The sequence below is a fragment of the Thauera sp. 28 genome, from assembly GCF_000310145.2.
Lineage (GTDB): Bacteria > Pseudomonadota > Gammaproteobacteria > Burkholderiales > Rhodocyclaceae > Thauera > Thauera mechernichensis.
On the sequence record NZ_AMXA01000008.1, the window covers coordinates 74,450 to 92,347 of the forward strand.

Annotated in this window: 14 protein-coding genes; 6 read left to right on the forward strand and 8 right to left on the reverse strand. The window is 64.7% G+C overall.

The genetic code is table 11. From position 1 onward, the window contains the following. Positions 1–112: 112 nt before the first annotated feature. From C662_RS08330 to C662_RS08345, 4 genes are all read right to left on the reverse strand, one after another. Positions 113–442: a cupredoxin domain-containing protein gene (locus C662_RS08330; protein WP_002927212.1), complete on the reverse strand. Its 330-nt coding sequence runs from the start codon at positions 440–442 to the stop codon at positions 113–115. A gap of 144 nt (positions 443–586) precedes the next feature. Continuing rightward, a complete protein-coding gene (locus C662_RS08335; RefSeq protein WP_002927213.1) occupies positions 587–1,465 on the reverse strand; it encodes an ethylbenzene dehydrogenase-related protein in 879 nt (292 codons plus the stop codon). 42 nt (positions 1,466–1,507) lie between these two features. Continuing rightward, the gene (locus C662_RS08340; RefSeq protein ID WP_002927217.1) at positions 1,508–2,068 is read right to left on the reverse strand and encodes a NapC/NirT family cytochrome c; all 561 of its coding nucleotides are present in this window, start codon (positions 2,066–2,068) and stop codon (positions 1,508–1,510) included. Positions 2,069–2,184: 116 nt separating this feature from the next. Then, positions 2,185–3,867 (reverse strand): nitrite reductase, encoded by a 1,683-nt coding sequence (locus C662_RS08345; protein ID WP_002927218.1) that lies wholly within the window; start codon positions 3,865–3,867, stop codon positions 2,185–2,187. 266 nt (positions 3,868–4,133) lie between these two features. Here C662_RS08345 and cobA point away from each other — a divergent pair, with 266 nt between their 5' ends. Next, a complete protein-coding gene (gene cobA, locus C662_RS08350; protein ID WP_002927223.1) occupies positions 4,134–5,036 on the forward strand; it encodes a uroporphyrinogen-III C-methyltransferase in 903 nt (300 codons plus the stop codon). Positions 5,037–5,121: 85 nt separating this feature from the next. Then, positions 5,122–6,564 (forward strand): DUF294 nucleotidyltransferase-like domain-containing protein, encoded by a 1,443-nt coding sequence (locus tag C662_RS08355; RefSeq protein ID WP_002927225.1) that lies wholly within the window; start codon positions 5,122–5,124, stop codon positions 6,562–6,564. A gap of 9 nt (positions 6,565–6,573) precedes the next feature. Here C662_RS08355 and C662_RS08360 read toward each other — a convergent pair whose 3' ends face one another. Beyond that, positions 6,574–7,473: a YihY/virulence factor BrkB family protein gene (locus C662_RS08360; RefSeq protein ID WP_002927226.1), complete on the reverse strand. Its 900-nt coding sequence runs from the start codon at positions 7,471–7,473 to the stop codon at positions 6,574–6,576. After that, on the reverse strand, positions 7,473–7,661 hold the full coding sequence (locus C662_RS08365) for a hypothetical protein (protein WP_232431405.1): 189 nt from the start codon (positions 7,659–7,661) through the stop codon (positions 7,473–7,475). The genes C662_RS08360 and C662_RS08365 overlap by 1 nt, the downstream gene beginning before the upstream one ends. 54 nt (positions 7,662–7,715) lie before the next feature. Here C662_RS08365 and C662_RS08370 point away from each other — a divergent pair, with 54 nt between their 5' ends. From C662_RS08370 to C662_RS08385, 4 genes are read left to right on the forward strand one after another with little or no spacing between them, the layout of a single operon-like run. Beyond that, positions 7,716–8,141 carry a response regulator gene (locus C662_RS08370; protein WP_002927230.1) on the forward strand — a complete coding sequence of 142 codons (426 nt, stop codon included), beginning with the start codon at positions 7,716–7,718 and terminating at the stop codon, positions 8,139–8,141. A 5-nt stretch (positions 8,142–8,146) separates the two neighbouring features. Continuing rightward, positions 8,147–11,503: an EAL domain-containing protein gene (locus tag C662_RS08375; RefSeq protein WP_232433244.1), complete on the forward strand. Its 3,357-nt coding sequence runs from the start codon at positions 8,147–8,149 to the stop codon at positions 11,501–11,503. Continuing rightward, positions 11,500–12,432 (forward strand): ABC transporter substrate-binding protein, encoded by a 933-nt coding sequence (locus C662_RS08380; protein ID WP_002927234.1) that lies wholly within the window; start codon positions 11,500–11,502, stop codon positions 12,430–12,432. Before C662_RS08375 ends, C662_RS08380 begins: the two co-directional genes overlap by 4 nt. Then, the gene (locus C662_RS08385) at positions 12,429–14,726 is read left to right on the forward strand and encodes a PAS domain-containing protein (protein ID WP_002927235.1); all 2,298 of its coding nucleotides are present in this window, start codon (positions 12,429–12,431) and stop codon (positions 14,724–14,726) included. Before C662_RS08380 ends, C662_RS08385 begins: the two co-directional genes overlap by 4 nt. A gap of 22 nt (positions 14,727–14,748) precedes the next feature. Here C662_RS08385 and guaA read toward each other — a convergent pair whose 3' ends face one another. Then, positions 14,749–16,314, reverse strand: a complete 1,566-nt coding sequence (gene guaA / locus C662_RS08390) for a glutamine-hydrolyzing GMP synthase (protein WP_002927237.1) — start codon at positions 16,312–16,314, stop codon at positions 14,749–14,751. Between the two features lie 75 nt (positions 16,315–16,389). After that, positions 16,390–17,853, reverse strand: coding sequence for an IMP dehydrogenase (guaB, locus tag C662_RS08395; RefSeq protein WP_002927238.1), 1,464 nt, complete (start codon positions 17,851–17,853; stop codon positions 16,390–16,392). Positions 17,854–17,898 lie beyond the last annotated feature (45 nt).

Sequence of the window (17,898 nt, forward strand, 5' to 3'; positions counted from 1 at the left end):
CGTTCTTCCGACGGTCGATCAGTCGGAAACAGGATGAACCTTCGCCCCTTCATTAACCTTGACTCGAATCAACCCCACGGGATGTGAGGTTGTCGTGTCCCTGCGGCGCGCCTCAGTCCTCGACGATGACCACGCCGAGCATCTCCGGATGCGGCCCACAGCGGTACTCGAAGCGCCCAGCCTGCTCGAAGCGGTGCGACCAGCGCTCACCGGGGAAGAAGCGCTCGGACTCCTGGTTCGCAGCGATGAAGTACACCGAGTGGCTGACGCGCTTCTCCTGATTCACCCAGACCACGGTGTCGCCCGTCTTCACGCGCAACTCCATCGGCGTGAACGCGTAGCTCTCGATCAGGACTTCGTGCTCGGCTGCCATCGCCGGTGCCGAGATACCGAGCGCAAACAGCACTGCGCCCGCCACCGCCCGCCATGAACGCATCATCATGATCACCACTCCTTGATCAAAAACCCGTGGCGGCAAGCGATGCGCGTCCGGGCTCACCAACAAACAGGCGGAAACCCGGGCACCCCCGGATTTCCGCCTGAGCCATGGCCTGTACTACCTCGGCGCAGTACCGAGGGTCGAGCCTTACTGCTTGGCCGCCTTTACATCGCCATCGGCATCCACACCCAGCTTGTAGCCGAGCGAGACGTGATGGTAGCGACCAGCCGAGTTGTCGTTGTGGATGGCAAAGCCGAAGTTGTAGCTCTTGCCGGACTCTAGCGTGACGTCGCCCTCGCCGCCCGCGAGCTTGCGGGTGAACACCACCGACCAGGTGTCGCCGTCCTGCTTGCCCTCGGCGCTCACCAGCGCCGTACCGCCTTCCATCACGCGGGTGTCGGCGACGTGGCCATTGAAGCCCTTGTTCTCGCCGCTGCGCCACTGGTAGAGGTCGTAGAACTTGCCTTCGGCAACCGAGCCACCCTTGACGTACTTCTTCTTGGCGTCATCCGCACCGGGCATGGTGCGCGAATCCTGGTGGCAGGTGGCCCAGCAGCCACTCTGGTCGGCAAGCTCGACCTTGCCACCCGACTCGAGCATGAAGGCGATCTTGACCGGGTTGGCCTCGTCCATCTTGGCCGCGCCGGAGGCGGCAGGCTGCTTCCAGGAGAAGCGCAGGTAGAGGTTCTCGCCGTCATGCGCAGCCTGGACCTTGACCGGGATGGCCGGCGCCTTGCCTGGGATGGGGTTCGGCTCGAGCTTCTGGCCGCTGGCGATCTTCTTGCCCATGTCGGCCGCTTCGTCGCTGTGACAATCGGCACAGGTTTCACCCTTGCGCAATGCACGGGCGCCACCGTGCTCGGTACCCTTCTGAATCCACTCCAGCGGTGACACGCCGGGGTAGAACAGGGTGATGTCCTTGGCCTCGACCTTGCCCCAGTCCGGTGCGGCGGCAAAGGCGCCGCCAGCGCCAAGGGCAAGGAGTGCGCCCACGGCGCCGGCAATCATCGTCTTCTTCATCGTCATTCCCTCACTGTGCTTGGGTTGGCCTGTGCTGCACGAGGAGGCTCACTCCTCGTCTTCCTCGGTCATGCCTTCGGGCTTGTGGTGCGCGATACCCTTGTGGCAGTCGATGCAGGTCATCTTGTCCTCGAGCGCCATCTCGTGCTGCTTGCGCGCACGCTGCTTCTGGGACTCCTTGTTCATGCTGTCGAAGCTGTGGCAGTTGCGGCATTCGCGCGAATCGTTTGCCTTCATGCGCGCCCATTCGCGGCGTGCCAGTTCCAGGCGCTTGGCCTCGAACTTCTCGCGGGTGTCGATGGTGCCGGTGATCTTGCCCCAGACTTCGCGCGAAGCCTGGATCTTGCGGATCATCTTGTAGGTCCAGTCCTTCGGCACGTGGCAATCGGAACATACGGCGCGCACGCCGGTCCGGTTGCTGTAGTGGATGGTCTCCTTGTACTCCATGTACACGTTGTCATGCATTTCGTGGCAGGAGATACAGAACTTCTCGGTGTTGGTGGCCTCCATGGCGGTATTGAAGCCGCCCCAGAACAGGATGCCAACGACAATACCGACAGCGAGCAGACCGCCCAGCGACTTCTTCGAGGGGCGGCGCAGGCGGGCCATGAGGCCGCCAGATTGTTCTTGTTTGGTGTTGCTGTCTCGATCTGACATGGAACTTGTACCCTTCAGACCCCCGCGCCGAAGCGCGGGGGTTTTTCAGAGATTGACCGTGGTGGCGATCAATACACGTCGTGCATCGTGTTATACACGTTGAACTTGCCGGTCGGCGTGACGATCGCCGGGTCGGTGATGACCTTCTTGACCTTCAGCGTCTTGTCGTCATAGACAACGATGGCCGACTGGTCGGTCTTGCCGCCCCACAGCGAGATCCACACTTCGTCGCCAGCCTCGTTGTACTCAGGCTGGACAGCGCGGCGGATCGCCTTGCTTTCGGGCAGACCCGAGTCCTTGGCAACGTCGAGGCGCACCGGATCCTTCGTCAGATCGTTCATGTCGAACACGAACACCGACTCGGCGATCTCACGCTCCGGGTTCATCGGCGCGTCAGCCCAGAAGTGCTTCGACTTCGGGTGCGTCTTGACGAACAGGTTGCCAGCGCCCGGCATCTTCAGCTCCTGGACGACCTTCCAGTTGTGCTCCTTGAACTTGGCGTTCTTGGCTTCATCGGAGGGCGTCGAGATCAGCGAAACGACGGCATCGCCGAGGTGGCCGGTCGACCAGACAGGACCGAACTGCGGATGCACGAAGTTGGCGCCACGACCCGGGTGCGGGATCTTCGCGGTGTCGACCAGGGCGGCGAGCTTGCCTTCCTTGGTATCGACCGCAGCGATCTTGTTCGACGCATTGGCGGCGACCAGGAAGTAGCGACCCGAGGCATCCCAACCACCGTCATGCAGGAACTTGGCGGAATCGATCTGGGTGGTCTTCAGGTTCATGATGTCGCTGTAGTCCACCAGCAGAATCATGCCGGTTTCCTTCACGTTCACCACCCACTCCGGCTTGGTCATCGAGGCCACAATGGAGGCCACGCGCGGCTCGGGGTGGTAATCGCCATCGACAGTGTTCCCACGGGTCGACACGATCTTGATCGGCTCGAGGGTTTCGCCATCCATGATCGAGTACTGGGGCGGCCAGTAGGTGCCACCGATCAGGTACTTGTCCTCGTAGCCCTTGAACTTCGAGGTATCGACCGAACGGGCATCCGAACCGAGGCGCACGGTAGCGACTGTGGTCGGCTCTTCGAACCACATGTCGATGATGGTGGTCAGGCCGTCGCGACCAACCGTATACACATAGCGACCCGAGGCCGACAGGCGCGAGATGTGCACCGCGTAGCCGGTGTCGAGGATCTTCCAGATCTGGTGCGTGTCACCGTCGATCAGCGCCAGCTTGCCCGCGTCGCGCAGCGTGACTGCGAACACGTTCTTCAGGTTGATCTTGTTCATCTGCTTGGTCGGACGCTGATCAACCGGAACCAGAAGCTTCCAGCTGTCCTTCATGTCCTTGAGCGAGAACTCGGGCGGGATCGGCGGCTCGACCTGGATGTAGCGCGCCATCAGGTTGATTTCTTGCGGCGTGAGGATGTCGTCGTAGTTGACCATGCCGCCTTCGGTACCGTAGGCAATGATCTTCTCGAGACGGTCGGTGCCCAGCTTGAGAGTGCCGCCTTCCATCTTCGTGCCGTCGGGCATGGTCTTGCTCCACGCCGGCTCGAGGTTCTTGCCGGTGGCGCCCTTGCGCAGCACGCCGTGGCAGCCGGCACAGCGCTCGAAGTAGATCAGCTTGCCCTGCTCCATTTCCTCGGCAGTCAGCTTGGGTGCTTCCTGCGCCCAGGCGCTGCTCATCGCCAGCGGCAGGATTGCCATGGCGAGCGTTTTACCGATCAAGCTCTTGTTTTGCATTTCCCTCTCCTTTACGACACGGGATGTGAAACAACACGGTGACGGCAGTATGGTTTTCGAGGCAGTTCGTGATCCTTGATGTGAATTAATTTTCCACATGAGGCGTAAGGATAAAGTTGCGACACGGTCGAAACCCTTCCTGTACAGGGGGTTTATGGCCCGAAGAAAGCCCGTTGCATGACACGGGCAGGTGCCTGAAAGCCGCTCCGGCACCGATCTCGCAAGCACAGACTGCCCCTAATACACGCCTCGCCGGAGTCACAACCATGTATGCAGCTCACCACACTCCCACCGCCGCGCTGGCAAGCCGTCGCACGAGCCGCTCATCCCGGGCACCCGGCGACAACCCGGCACGAAGCCGCGGCGGCGACTCGTCGGGTGCGGCACCCGCATCCCTGGACCAGGCGCCGCCGGTAGTCGGCAAGGTGCATCTGGTGGGCGCAGGCCCCGGCGACCCCGAGTTGCTCACGCTCCGGGCTGCCCGCCTGATCGCCAACGCCAAGGCGGTCGTATATGACCACCTCGTCGGCGACGCCATCGTGGACCTCATCCCGCCTACGGCACGCCGTGTCTATGCCGGGAAGGAAGCCGGCAACCATGCGCTGCCGCAGCATGCAATCAACCAGTTGCTCGTCGACCTGGCACGCGAGGGCCTGGACGTCGTGCGTCTCAAAGGAGGCGACCCCTTCATCTTCGGTCGCGGCGGCGAGGAGATGCAGGCGGTGCAGGCGGCCGGAATCCGCTGCGAGATCGTGCCTGGAATCACCGCGGCGGCAGGTGCGGCATCCTGTACGGGGATTCCTCTTACCCACCGTGAACACGCCCAGACCCTGATGTTCGCGACCGGCCACCTCAAGGACGGCACGGTCGATCTCGACTGGCCGGCGCTTGCGCGCCCGCGTCAGACCCTGGTGATCTACATGGGGCTGGGCGCGCTCGAGGCGATCTGCACGCAACTGATTGCCCACGGGCTGCCGGCAACGACACCCGCCGCGGTGATCCACGCCGCCACCACCCCAGCCCAGTGCGGGGTGCATAGCACCCTTGCCGACCTGCCCAATGACGTTCGCGAGCGCGGCATTCGCGCGCCGGCACTGATCATGGTCGGCGAGGTCATCTCCATCGACCCGGGCATGCTGCTCACCCAGACGCTTGCAACCACCGCCTGATACAAGCACAAGCGCGGCGGGGTCTCCATGATGCGGGTGGGGTTATAATGACAACCCCATCGACTGCAATCAGGACCGCCCGCGCATGGCCGAAGAAAACCAGTTTTTCCGTCCGATCAGGGATTTCTGCCAGCGCAACGTGGTGACCTGTGCCGCGGCCGACGGCGTCGTCGATGTCGTCGCGCGCATGCGCGAGCGCAATATCTCGAGTGTCGTCGTCGTCGGCGATGGCCGCCCGCTGGGCATCCTGACCGACCGCGACCTGCGCAACAAGGTTGTCGCCCAGGGGCGCGACCCCAATACGCTCCACGTTGCCAACATCATGAATGCCCCGCTGGCGGTAATCGGCGAGGACGACGTGCTGTACGAAGCGCTCTACCGCATGTCGAGGCTGAAGATCCACCGCCTGGTGGTGGTGACACCCGGGGGCGAGCTGGCAGGCATCATCACCGACACCGATATCCTCCGCCTTCAGGCGCACTCGCCGCACCAACTGGTGCTGGACATCGAAAAAGCGGACTCGATCGACAGCCTGCGCCTGCTGCACGAACGCATCCAGAAGCTGGTCGTACACCTGTCCGGCACCGGGATTCCGATCCGCGACATGGTCAAGCTGATCGCGAACCTCAACGACCAGGTGCTGATCCGCCTGATCCACCTGCTGCGCGGCACCCGCTTCCCCGACCTCACCGAGGACTTCGCCTTCGTCGTGATGGGCTCCGAAGGCCGTAGCGAGCAGACCCTGTCGACCGACCAGGACAACGCAATCATCTACGACGACGGCCTGGATCCGGCGCAGGTCGCTCGTCTGGAAGCGTTTTCGCACGAGCTCATCGACGCCCTCATTTCGATCGGCGTCCCGCCTTGCTCGGGCGGCATCATGGCGCGCAACCCCGCCTGGCGGCGCAGCCTCGGGGCTTGGAAGCAAGAGCTCAACCGCTGGCTGTCCACCCCGACACCCGAGAACGTGATGACCGGCAGCATGTTCATGGACCTGCGCGCGCTGTACGGCCGCGCCGACCTGGTCGAGGCCTTGCGCCAGCATGCCTTCCGTCACATGAGCAACGACCAGGGCTTCCTGATGCGCATGGCGCAGAACATGACGAACTTCCTGCCTCCACTAGGCTGGTTCGGCCGCATCAAGGTCGAGAAGTCCGGACCGTATAGCGGCAAGGTGGACGTCAAGAAGGCCGGCATCTTCGCCATCACGGACGGCATCAAGGCGCTCGCCATCGAGGCACGCAAGCTGGATGGCAGCACCCACGACCGCATGGAGGCGCTGGTCGCCGGGGGCGCGCTCAAGGAAGACGCCGCCGCGGACCTGCGCGCAGCCTTCGACTTCCTCGTGCTGATGCGCCTGCGCGGCCATGTCGATGCACTGCGCCAGGGCGTCGAGCCAAGCAACTACATCGCGCTCGACCAGCTCAACGCGATGGAGCAAGGCGAGTTCCGCCTCGCGCTCGAGGGCGTCGCAAAGTTTCAGGCCTTCATCAAGCACCACTTCAAGCTGCATCTGCTGCGGCACTGAGGAGCGTCCTCAGTCCTCCACCAGTTGCCTGTGCACACAGACGGCCGAAGCGCGCGGACGTACGATACGTCCGCGCGCTTCGACATGCGCCCGTGTGAAAGCCGCTCCCAGCAACAGGATCAGCGCCGAATAGTTCACCCATAGTAGCAGCATCACCAAGGACCCCGCCGCACCATAGGTGGAGGCAGTCGCCGTCGTGGCCAGATACAGCGCGATCAGCGAACGCCCGACCGCAAACAGCAGCGCGGTTGCGAAAGCGCCGAGGAGCACGTCGCGCCACAACAGCACGACGTCGGGCAAGACCCTGAAGATGGTGGCGAACAGCAAGGTGATGACCACCAGGGAGACGGCCCAGTCCATGCCCAGCACGAGCGCGGCAGGTACCGGCAGCCAGTCCTGTGCGAAAGCGATCAGCGCACGCACGAGGACGCTGGCCGTAAGCGACACGAGCAGCACGAAGCCGATGCCCAGCACCACGGCCAGCGACAGCAGGCGTGTCTTGACGTAGATGAACACGCTGTTGCGTGTCGGCCTTGGCGCCACCCCCCAGATCGCATTGAGCGACGTCTGCATCTGCGAAAAAACCGTGGTCGCGCCAAAAAGGATGGCGGCAAAGCCGGCCACCGACGGCAGCAGGCCGCTCTGCTCGATACGGCTGTTGCTCACCGCCGACTGTATCGCCGAGGCGGCCTGGGCGCCGATGGCAGCCTCGAGTTGCGCCGCCACCTCACCTTGCGCTGCGCTCTCACCAAGCACCAGTCCGACAATGGTGACCGCGATGATCACCACCGGCGCAATCGAGAACAGCGTGAAGAAGGCCAGCGCGGCGGCATGAACGAACACCTGTGCTTCAAGCCACAGTCGCACCGTACGGCGCATCACGCCGATCCAGTATGCCAGGCCCGGCATCACCCCTTGCCTCCGCCCGCAAGGAGAACGAGACTCAAGGTATCGAAGATCGGGCCAGCGCCGAAGCGGGCGAGACGCAGCATGGAAGGATGGGCATGAATGTTCATGCGCGAAAGATAACCGATGACGCGGCGCCGGGGCACCATGCAGCCGGCCGCCCTGTCTATAATCGCCTGCATCACGCCCACGTCATGCACCGCGAGGACCGTGTGGAGACCGCACAAGAGGGGAGACAGCAAACGATGACTTCGGAATTTCCGCCCATCCTGCTCGTGGAGGACAGCCCGATCGATGTCGACCTGACGTTGCGGGCGTTCGCTCGGCGCAAGCTCGCCAATACCGTGCTTGTCGCCCGCGACGGCGAGGAAGCGCTCGAATGGATCCCGCGCTGGCTGGCAGGCGAGCAGAAGCCGGCAGTGATCCTGCTCGATCTCAACATGCCGCGCGTGGATGGCCTTACCGTGCTCAAGGAGATCAAGGCGCATTCGGCGCTGCAGCGTATCCCGGTCGTCATCCTCACCACCTCGCGCGAGGACCGCGACCTCACCGCCGCCTACGCACTGGGCGCCAACTCCTACATCGTCAAGCCGGTCGATTTCGGCAACTTCATGGAGGTTGCGCAGCAGATCGAGCTGTACTGGTGCGTCCTCAACGAACGACCAAAGTGATCGACATGCGGGTGCTCTACATCGAGGACTCCAGCGCGGATGCCGACCTGGCCCGCCGCGTGCTCGCACGCTCGGCGCCCCAGGTCGAACTGACCCACGCCGACACATTGGCACGCGGGTTCGAATACCTGGCCGAATCGGAGCCGTTCGACCTCGTCCTCTGCGACCTCGCCCTCCCCGACGGCTCCGGCCTGGAAGTGCTTTCACACGTGCGTGAGAACGGCTTGCCGATCGCGGTCGTCATGCTGACCGGCTCGGGTGATCAGGATTCGGCGGTTGCCGCCCTCAAGGCGGGTGCCGACGACTACCTCGTCAAACGCAACGACTATCTCGACCACCTTGCTGACAGCATCGATACGGCCCTCGCCCGTCGCCGCGGCGCGGCGGACTGGCAAGGGCGCGGGCTACGCGTGCTCTATGTCGAACACAACGGCTTCGATGCCGACCTGCTCGCCCGCCATCTTGCCGAGCACGCACCCCACATCCGGCTGACGGTATCGAGCACGGCGGACGAAGCCCTCGATCTGCTGCCGGCGGGGCCGGACGAATCCACGGCGTTCGACGTCATCCTTACCGACTACCGGCTACCGGGCATGGACGGGCTCGAGCTCGTACGCACCCTGCGCAGAGTCCGGCGGCTCGACCTCCCGATCGTGCTCATAACCGGCCAGGGCAGTGAAGACCTCGCTGCCAAAGCCCTCGGCATGGGCATAGACGACTACCTCGCCAAGCATGAAGGCTACCTGTTCGAGGTGGCGGCCATCCTTGAGAAGGTGCAGCGCCAGGCCGAACTCAAGCGCGAGCGCGAAACCCTGCGCGCAACCAGCGATCGCCTCAGCCGGTTGATCGATGCCAGCCCGACGATCCTCTACAGTCTGTCGCTTGACGCCGGCATTCCGCGTGCGACCTGGGTCAGCGAGAACATCACCCGCCACTTGGGTTATACCGTCAGCGAGGCGCTGCAGCCCGGATGGTGGGCGAGCAAGCTGCATGCAGACGACCGCGCTGCCGCAATTGCCCGCTCGGCCTCACTGTCCGCCATCGAGAGCCTGGTGCACGAGTACCGGTTCGCCGACGCCCACGGCCAGACACGCTGGATCCGCGACCAGTTGCGGCTCGTACGTGCGGCCGACGGTCAGCCGCAGGAGGCTGTCGGCGTCTGGCTGGACGTAACCACCGAAAAACGCGACGAGGTCCTGCAACGCGCACGCGTCGCCGTGCTCGACGAGGTCCTCTCCGGGCGCGCACTCGCGGACATCCTCGCCGACCTGGCTCGCCGCCTCGAAGAGCTCGACCAGGACATGCTGGTGTCGATCCTGCTGATCGACACCGACGGCAAGCTCCACACCGCCGCAGCGCCCTCGCTGCCGGCAGACTACAACGCAGCAGTCGATGGCCTGACGCCTGGCGAAGGCCACGGCTCCTGCGGCACCGCGGCCTGGCTGGGCAAGCCGGTGATCGTCAGCGAGATAGAGCACCACCCTTACTGGCAGCCCTATCTCGCAATTGCACGCAAGGCGGGCCTGGCCGCCTGCTGGTCGATACCGCTCAAGGACGACACCGGCAGGGTGATCGGCACCTTCGGCATCTACCACCGCAGGCCGCGCGCGCCGGGGGCTGCCGAACTCGCGCTGATGGAAGAGTTCGGCCGTCTGACGTCGCTGGCGATCATCAAGGTCAGGGACCGCGAGGCGCTCAAGCAGGCTGCTGCGGTTTTTTCTGCCACCCGCGACGGCGTTTTCATCACCGACCTGCAACCCCGCATCGTCGCAGTCAACCGCGCATTCTCGGAGATCACCGGTTACGCAGAGACAGAGGCCCTGGGCCGCAACCCATCGATGCTGCAGTCCGGGCGCCACGAGCGCAGCTTTTTCCAGTCCTTGTGGAAGACGCCCGGCGAAACCGGCCACTGGCACGGCGAGGTCTGGAACCGGCGCAAGAGTGGCGAAATCTACCCGCAGTGGCTGTCGATCAGCACCGTCAAGGACGACAAGGGCGAGCCGCATCGTTACGTGGGCGTGTTCACCGACATCGGCGAGCTGAAATCCTTCGAAGCGCGGCTCGAGCATCTCGCACACCATGACCCCCTTACCGACCTGCCCAACCGGCTGCTGATGCAGTCACGGCTGCAGAACGCCATCGATCGTGCCGAACGACACGGCAACAAGGTCGCCGTGCTCTACCTCGACCTTGACCGTTTCAAGACCGTCAATGACAGCCTCGGCCACCCGGTCGGTGACGAACTGCTGGTGCAGTTGACCCAACGCCTGTCGAGCCGGCTGCGCGACGAAGACACCCTTGCACGCCTCGGTGGCGACGAATTCCTGCTCCTGGTCGAATCCGTGACCCAGCCCGGCCACGCAGTCGCCGTTGCGCAATCGCTCATCGAACTGCTCCACACCCCCTTCGCACTGCCATCGGGCCATGAGGTGTTCATCGGCCTTAGCATCGGCATCAGCCTTTACCCGGACGACGCCCTGACCGCAACCGAGCTCGTCCAGCATGCGGATGCGGCGATGTATCTGGCCAAGCAGCAGGGGCGCAACACCTACCGCTTCCACACCCACGCACTGACCCGCGCTGCGGCCGAACGCCTGTCGCTCGAAACACGGCTGCGCCATGGGCTGGACCGCGGCGAGTTCCTGCTCCACTACCAACCGCTCGTCGACGCGACGACAGGCAAGGCGCTGGGCGTCGAGGCACTGGTACGCTGGCAGCCCCCGGGGGAGGATCTGGTGCCCCCAGGGCGCTTCATCCCGCTTACCGAAGAGACCGGCCTCATCGTTCGACTCGGTGCCTTCGTGTTGCGGGCGGCCTGCGTGCAGGCCCAGGCGTGGCGTGAGCAGGGCCTGGCGCTCGGCACGGTGGCGGTGAACCTATCCGCTCGCCAGTTCATGGACGACGGCCTGGTCGAGGAAGTGAAGACTGCACTGGCGATCTCCGGCCTGCCCCCGCACTGCCTCGAACTCGAACTCACCGAGAGCCTGCTCATGGAGCAAGCCCCGCGCACGATTGCAACGCTCAGCGCACTGAAACAGTTGGGCTTGCGCCTGGCGATCGATGACTTCGGCACCGGCTATTCATCGCTCGCCTATATCAAGCGCTTTTCCATCGACAAACTGAAGATCGATCAGAGCTTCGTCCGCAGCCTCGAACGCTCGGCCGACGACAAGGCCATCGTCGCCACCATCGTCGCCATGGCACGTACGCTACGCCTGGAGGTACTGGCCGAGGGCGTGGAGACGGACGCACAAGCGAGCATCCTCGCCTCGCTCGGCTGCGTCGAACATCAAGGCTACCTCTACGCACGCCCGCTACCGCCAGCCGAACTCGAGACATGGCTGCGGAGCCATGGCCGATGACCACACGCCTGCTGCTTGCCCTGCTCGTCTCCGTGCTCGCCCTGGCGTGCGCGAAAGTACCCGAGCCGCCCCTCCGCGTGGCCGTCAATCCCTGGGTCGGCTACGACCCACTGGTGCTCGCCCGCGAGCGCGGGCTGATCGATCCGGCCACGCTTCAGGTCATCGAACTGCCATCGGCAACCGAATGCAAGCGCGCCCTGCGCAACGGGCTCGCCGACGCCGCCGCACTGACCCTGGACGAAGCACTGCGCCTGGCCGACGAAGGCACGGAACTTCGTATCGTCACCCTGCTGAGCGACTCCAGGGGCGCCGACGCCGTGCTCGCACGCCCCGGCATCTCGAGCCTGGCGGAACTCCGCGGCAAACGTATCGCCCTCGAAGAAAGCGCGCTTGGCAGCCTGATGCTGGCACGCTTGCTGACCGCTGCGGGTCTCACGCGAGATGACGTTCACACCGTGCACGGCGAAGCCTCGCAACACGCCGCCATGGTGCAGGACGGCGGGGCAGACGTGGTCATCACCTTCGAACCCATCAGGAGCCAATTGCTTGCCGCAGGCTTGAGGGTGATCTTCGACAGCGCCGAGCTGCCGGGAGAAATCGTGGACGTGCTCGTCGTCCGCGCAGACCTCGTCGAACATCGCGTTCAGCAGCTACGGGCCGCCTGGCGGACCGGGCTGGCCGCTCTCGAGGCCGACCTGCCCGCAGCGGCCGCCCTACTCTCTCCCGCCGCGGACCTGACGGTCGAACAATACCTCGCCACCTTGGACGGGCTCCGCTTCATTCCTGCCGCCGAGAGCGCTCAGCGACTGGACGCCGAAGCGCTCGCACTGTCTGCAGGCCCGCTTGCAGGCCATCTTCAAGGGCTTGGCCTGCTCCAGCGCCCGCCCGACTGGGTGGCCCTGACCACTGACACCGGAGCCGCACGGTGAGGATCGGCAACCCCCTGCTCGCATTCCCCGCCCGACTGGTTCTGCCTATCGTGCTGTCCCTGCTTGCCGTCATCGCGCTGGGCATACTCTATTGGGTGCAGATGGGCGTCCTGGAAAGAGAGGTCGAGCACGCCGAGCGCCTGCGCCTTGCCGAACGCCTGACCCTGGAACAGACCAGGCTGGAGAGCCAGTCCGAACATGGAACGCCGCTGCAGATCCGCCGACTCGTGAGCAGCCTTGCACTGCACCGTGGTCTGAGCCACGCCTGGCTGGTCGACGCCAACGGACAGATTCGCGCCAGCCTGAGCAGATCGGAGCTCGGGCAGCCGATGCTCGCGCATCTGCCTCTGCTGGCACCTGAAACGCGTCTTGCCGTCGCCAAGGCGCTTGCACGACGTACCCCCCAGGCCAGCATCCAGCGCCTGGAAGCCGAACAAGCCTTACTGGGCGTGGTCGCCGTCGGCCCGAGCGACACCCTCATCGTGCGCGTGGACCTTGCGCAGCCACTGGCAAGCCGTCTCGAAGCGAGCCGCCTCGATTTCATCGCCGGTGCGGCGGCATGGCTCGCCTTCGCCCTGCTCGCCGGCCTGATCACCCATCTGCTCTGGTTCCGTCGTGCCGCCCTCCTCACCCGCACCGCAGCCACGCTTGCCACCGGCGACCTCTCAGCGCGCACCCGCCTGCAGGGCGCAGACGAACTCGCGAACGTCGGTGCTGCGCTCGACGCCATGGCCGAACGGCTCGAGGCTCAGCACCTCCAGTTGCACCGCCTCGGCACGATCATCGACCACTCCCCGGTCATTGCCATCTCATGGGCAAATGCGCCGGGCTGGCCCGCCACCTTCGTGAGCAGCAACATTCGGCGCTGGGGCTACAAGCCTGAAGACTTCACCGCCGGCACACTGCACTACAGCACACTGATTCACGCCGACGATCTACCCAGGATCACTGACGACGTCGCCAGCCACTTCGCACACGGCCCGGACGCCTATACCCAGAATTACCGGCTGCGCATGGCCAACGGCCAGTGGATACACATCGAGGACCACACCTGGCTTACCCGCGACGCCAACGGCGAAGTCGTCCGCATCCAGGGCATGTTGCTCGACGTCAGCGCACGCGCAGCGCTTGCCGAGGCCCTGCATGACAACGAACAGCGCCTGCGCCTGGCCCTCGCGGCTGCCAACCAGGGGCTGTACGACCTCGATCTGCGTACGGGCCACGCCCAGGTAAGCCCGGAGTACGCCACGATGATGGGCTACGATCCGGCTACCTTCGTCGAGACCAACGCCGCCTGGCGGGCGCGGCTCCACCCGGACGATGCGGAAAGGGTGTTCAGGACTTTCGAGGACTACGTCGCCGGTCGCCTGCCCGAGTACCGCGTCGAGTTCCGCCAGCGCACCCGTGACGGACGCTGGAAGTGGATCCTCTCGCTGGGCCGTATCGAGCAATGGTCGGCCGACGGTACGCCGCTGCGCCTGCTGGGCACCCATACCGACATCGATGCAATCAAGGCGGCGGAGGCTGCACTGCGCGAAGCCAATGCCTCGCTCGAAGCCCGTGTCGCCGAACGTACGGCCGAACTGCAGGCACTCAACCAGTCGCTCGAGAGCTTCGTCTATTCGGTTTCGCACGACCTGAAGGCGCCCCTTCGCGGCGTGGAGGGCTACAGCAGACTGCTCGAAGAAGACTACGCCGCGCGCCTCGATGACGAGGGGCGACTCTTCATCACCAACATCCGCAGCGGCGTGACCCGTATGGGCGAGCTCATCGACGACCTGCTCGAGTACTCGCGCATGGAGCGCCGCAGCTTGAACCTCGGTACGCTCGATCCAGCGGAGCTCGTGCGCCAACTGCTCGCGGCACGCCGGGACGAATTCGACACGAAGGGCATCCATGTGCACACCGCAATGCCCGCGCTCGAGGTCATCGCAGACCCCAACGGTCTGGGCATGGCGCTGCGCAACCTGCTGGAGAACGCCGTCAAGTTCAGCCGCAACGTGCCCGAACCGCGCATCGACATCGGTGCCCGGAGCGAAGACGGCATGGCCGTCATGTGGGTGCGCGACAACGGTATCGGCTTCGACATGAAGTACCACGACCGCATCTTCGAAATCTTCCAGCGCCTGCACCGCGTCGAAGACTATCCCGGCACCGGCATCGGCCTCGCCCTGGTACGCAAGGCCATGCAACGCATGAACGGCCGCGCCTGGGCCGACAGCAGCCCGGGCGCAGGCGCCACGTTCTACCTCGCGCTTCCTCTTGCCCCGACGCCGACAAGCGCCGAGGCCTGATCGGCTGGGGTAAGGGCCAGGATCACTCCCACTCGATTGTCGCCGGCGGCTTGCCGGAAATGTCGTACACCACCCGGTTGATGCCACGCACTTCATTGATGATACGGTTGCTGACCTTGCCGAGCAGGCTGTGCGGCAGCTCCGCCCAGTGCGCGGTCATGAAGTCCTGGGTCTGCACGGCACGCAGCGCCACCACGTACTCGTAGGTACGGCCGTCGCCCATCACGCCCACGCTCTTGACCGGCAGGAACACCGCGAAGGCCTGGCTGGTCTTGTCGTACCAGTCGGCGGCGCGCAGCTCGTCGATGAAGATCGCATCGGCGCGGCGCAGCAGGTCGGCATACTCCTGCTTCACCTCGCCGAGGATGCGCACACCCAGGCCCGGTCCCGGGAAGGGGTGGCGATAGACCATGTCGTGCGGCAGGCCGAGCGCCACGCCGAGCTCGCGCACCTCGTCCTTGAACAGGTCGCGCAGCGGCTCGAGCAGCTTCAGGCCGAGGGTTTCGGGCAGGCCGCCGACGTTGTGGTGGCTCTTGATCGTGTGCGCCTTCTTGCTCTTGGCACCACCCGACTCGATCACGTCGGGGTAGATCGTGCCTTGCGCAAGCCACTTGGCGTTGGGGAGCTTCCCGGCTTCGACCTGGAAGACTTCGACGAACTCGCGGCCGATGATCTTGCGCTTCTGCTCAGGGTCGGTGACGCCCTTCAGGTGGCCCATGAACTGCTCGGTGGCATCGACATGCACGACCTTCGCGTGCAGGCGGCCGGCGAACATCTCCATGACCAGCTTGCCTTCGTTCAGGCGCAGCAGGCCGTGGTCGACGAACACGCAGGTGAGCTGGTCGCCGATTGCGCGATGAATCAGCGCCGCCGCCACGGACGAATCAACGCCACCCGACAGGCCAAGGATGACCTCCTCGTCGCCGACCTGATCGCGGATCTTCTGCACCGCCTCGGCGATGTAGTCGGGCATGTTCCAGTCGTGACCGCAACCGCAGATGTCGTGCACGAAGCGCGCGATCATCTCCTTGCCCTTGATCGTGTGCGTGACCTCGGGGTGGAACTGCACGCCGTAGAAGCCGCGTGCTTCGTCCGCCATTGCCGCGATCGGGGTCGATTCGTTGCTGCCGATGACCTTGAACCCGGGCGGCAGTTCGGTGACCTTGTCGCCGTGGCTCATCCACACGTCGAGCAGGCCATGGCCCTCCGCATTGGTCCGGTCCTCGATGCCCTCGAACAGCTTCGAGTGACCGCGCGCGCGCATTTCGGCGTAGCCGAACTCGCGCTTGCTCGAGCTCTCGACCTTGCCACCGAGCTGGCTGGCCATGGTCTGCATGCCGTAGCAGATGCCGAGCACCGGGACGCCGAGCTCGAACACGGCCTGCGGCGCCCGCCAGTCCTCGGCTTCGTACACCGAGTTCGGGCCGCCGGACAGGATCACGCCCTGGGCGCCGAAGTTGCGCACGAATTCGTCCGATACATCGAAGGGGTGGAGTTCGCAGTACACCTGCTGCTCGCGCACACGGCGGGCGATGAGCTGGGAAACCTGGGAACCGAAGTCGAGGATGAGGATTTTCTGGTGAGCCATGGGCGCGAGCGTCTCTAGCGTCGTGAAAAAAGTAAAGGCGGCCTTGCAGCCGCCCGGGGTTTCGCAACCGCCAGATCAGCTGATCTGGTAGTTGGGCGCTTCCTTGGTGATCTGGACATCATGGACATGCGATTCGCGCATACCCGCCGAGCTGATCTGCACGAACTGCGCGCGCTCATGCATGCTGGCAATGTCGGCGCAACCCAGATAACCCATGGACGCACGCAGGCCACCGATGAGCTGGTGGATCACCGCTCCCACGGCACCCTTGTAGGGCACGCGACCCTCGATGCCCTCAGGCACGAGCTTGTCGATGTTGCCCGAGTTCTCATCCTGGAAATAGCGATCCGCCGCCCCCTTCTCCATCGCCCCGAGCGAACCCATGCCGCGATAGGATTTGTAGGAACGCCCCTGGAACAGCACCGTCTCACCCGGCGCCTCCTCGGTACCTGCGAACAGCCCCCCCAGCATGACGACATTGGCGCCGGCAGCGATGGCCTTGGCGATGTCGCCCGAAAAGCGGATGCCGCCATCTGCGATCATCGGTACGCCAGTGCCGGCAAGCGCATTGGCGACATTGTCGACCGCCGTGATCTGCGGCACGCCGACCCCTGCGACGATACGCGTGGTGCAGATGGAGCCGGGGCCGATGCCCACCTTGACGCCGTCGGCGCCGGCATCGACGAGCGCACGCGCGGCATCGGCCGTGGCGATGTTGCCACCAACGACTTCGATCTGCGGGAAGTGCTTCTTGACCCAATTCACGCGGTCGAGCACGCCTTGGGAATGGCCATGGGCAGTATCGACCACGATCATGTCCACACCGGCCTCGGCCAGGCGCTCGGCGCGTTCCTCGGTGCCTGCCCCCACACCGATGGCGGCAGCGACGCGCAGGCGCCCTTGCTCGTCCTTGGCTGCGAACGGGTGCTCGGTGGACTTCATCATGTCCTTGACCGTGATGAGGCCGCTGAGCTCGCCGGCATCGTTGAGCACCAGCACGCGCTCGAGGCGATGCACGCGCAGCAGTTCGCGCGCCTCTTCGAGGCTGGCCCCCTCGCGGACGGTGACAAGCCTGTCCTGCGGGGTCATGATCTCGGAGACAAGCGCATCGAGCTTGGTTTCGAAGCGGGTGTCGCGGTTGGTGACGATACCGACCACCTTACCGGCCTGGACGACGGGCACACCCGAAAAACGGTGCTGGCGTTGCAGCGCGATGACCTCGCCGACGGTCATGGTCGGCCCAATGGTGATCGGATCCTTGAGGATGCCGGACTCGTGGCGCTTGACCTTGTGCACCTCGGCCGCCTGCTCGGCAGGGGTGAGGTTCTTGTGCACCACGCCGATGCCGCCTTCCTGCGCCAGCGCGATCGCCAGGCGACTCTCGGTGACGGTGTCCATGGCTGCGGACACGAGCGGAATGTTGAGGCGGATACGGCGCGTGACCTGGCTCTGCAGGCTCACGTCGCGCGGGAGGACCGTGGAGTGGGCGGGAACGAGAAGGACGTCATCGAAGGTCAGCGCCTTCTGAATCACTCGCATGGCTTTTTTCCTTTCGACCAAATCCGTATTATACAGAGCGCCAAA

Bases quoted from the DNA above. Each gene is read 5' to 3' on its own strand.
- C662_RS08330 (WP_002927212.1), bottom strand. From the start codon at position 442: ATGATGATGCGTTCATGGCGGGCGGTGGCGGGCGCAGTGCTGTTTGCG.
- C662_RS08360 (WP_002927226.1), bottom strand. From the start codon at position 7,473: ATGCCGGGCCTGGCATACTGGATCGGCGTGATGCGCCGTACGGTGCGA.
- C662_RS08355 (WP_002927225.1), top strand. From the start codon at position 5,122: ATGGCCGAAGAAAACCAGTTTTTCCGTCCGATCAGGGATTTCTGCCAG.
- cobA (WP_002927223.1), top strand. From the start codon at position 4,134: ATGTATGCAGCTCACCACACTCCCACCGCCGCGCTGGCAAGCCGTCGC.
- guaB (WP_002927238.1), bottom strand. From the start codon at position 17,853: ATGCGAGTGATTCAGAAGGCGCTGACCTTCGATGACGTCCTTCTCGTT.
- C662_RS08345 (WP_002927218.1), bottom strand. From the start codon at position 3,867: ATGCAAAACAAGAGCTTGATCGGTAAAACGCTCGCCATGGCAATCCTG.
- C662_RS08335 (WP_002927213.1), bottom strand. From the start codon at position 1,465: ATGACGATGAAGAAGACGATGATTGCCGGCGCCGTGGGCGCACTCCTT.
- C662_RS08370 (WP_002927230.1), top strand. From the start codon at position 7,716: ATGACTTCGGAATTTCCGCCCATCCTGCTCGTGGAGGACAGCCCGATC.
- C662_RS08380 (WP_002927234.1), top strand. From the start codon at position 11,500: ATGACCACACGCCTGCTGCTTGCCCTGCTCGTCTCCGTGCTCGCCCTG.
- guaA (WP_002927237.1), bottom strand. From the start codon at position 16,314: ATGGCTCACCAGAAAATCCTCATCCTCGACTTCGGTTCCCAGGTTTCC.
- C662_RS08340 (WP_002927217.1), bottom strand. From the start codon at position 2,068: ATGGCCCGCCTGCGCCGCCCCTCGAAGAAGTCGCTGGGCGGTCTGCTC.
- C662_RS08375 (WP_232433244.1), top strand. From the start codon at position 8,147: ATGCGGGTGCTCTACATCGAGGACTCCAGCGCGGATGCCGACCTGGCC.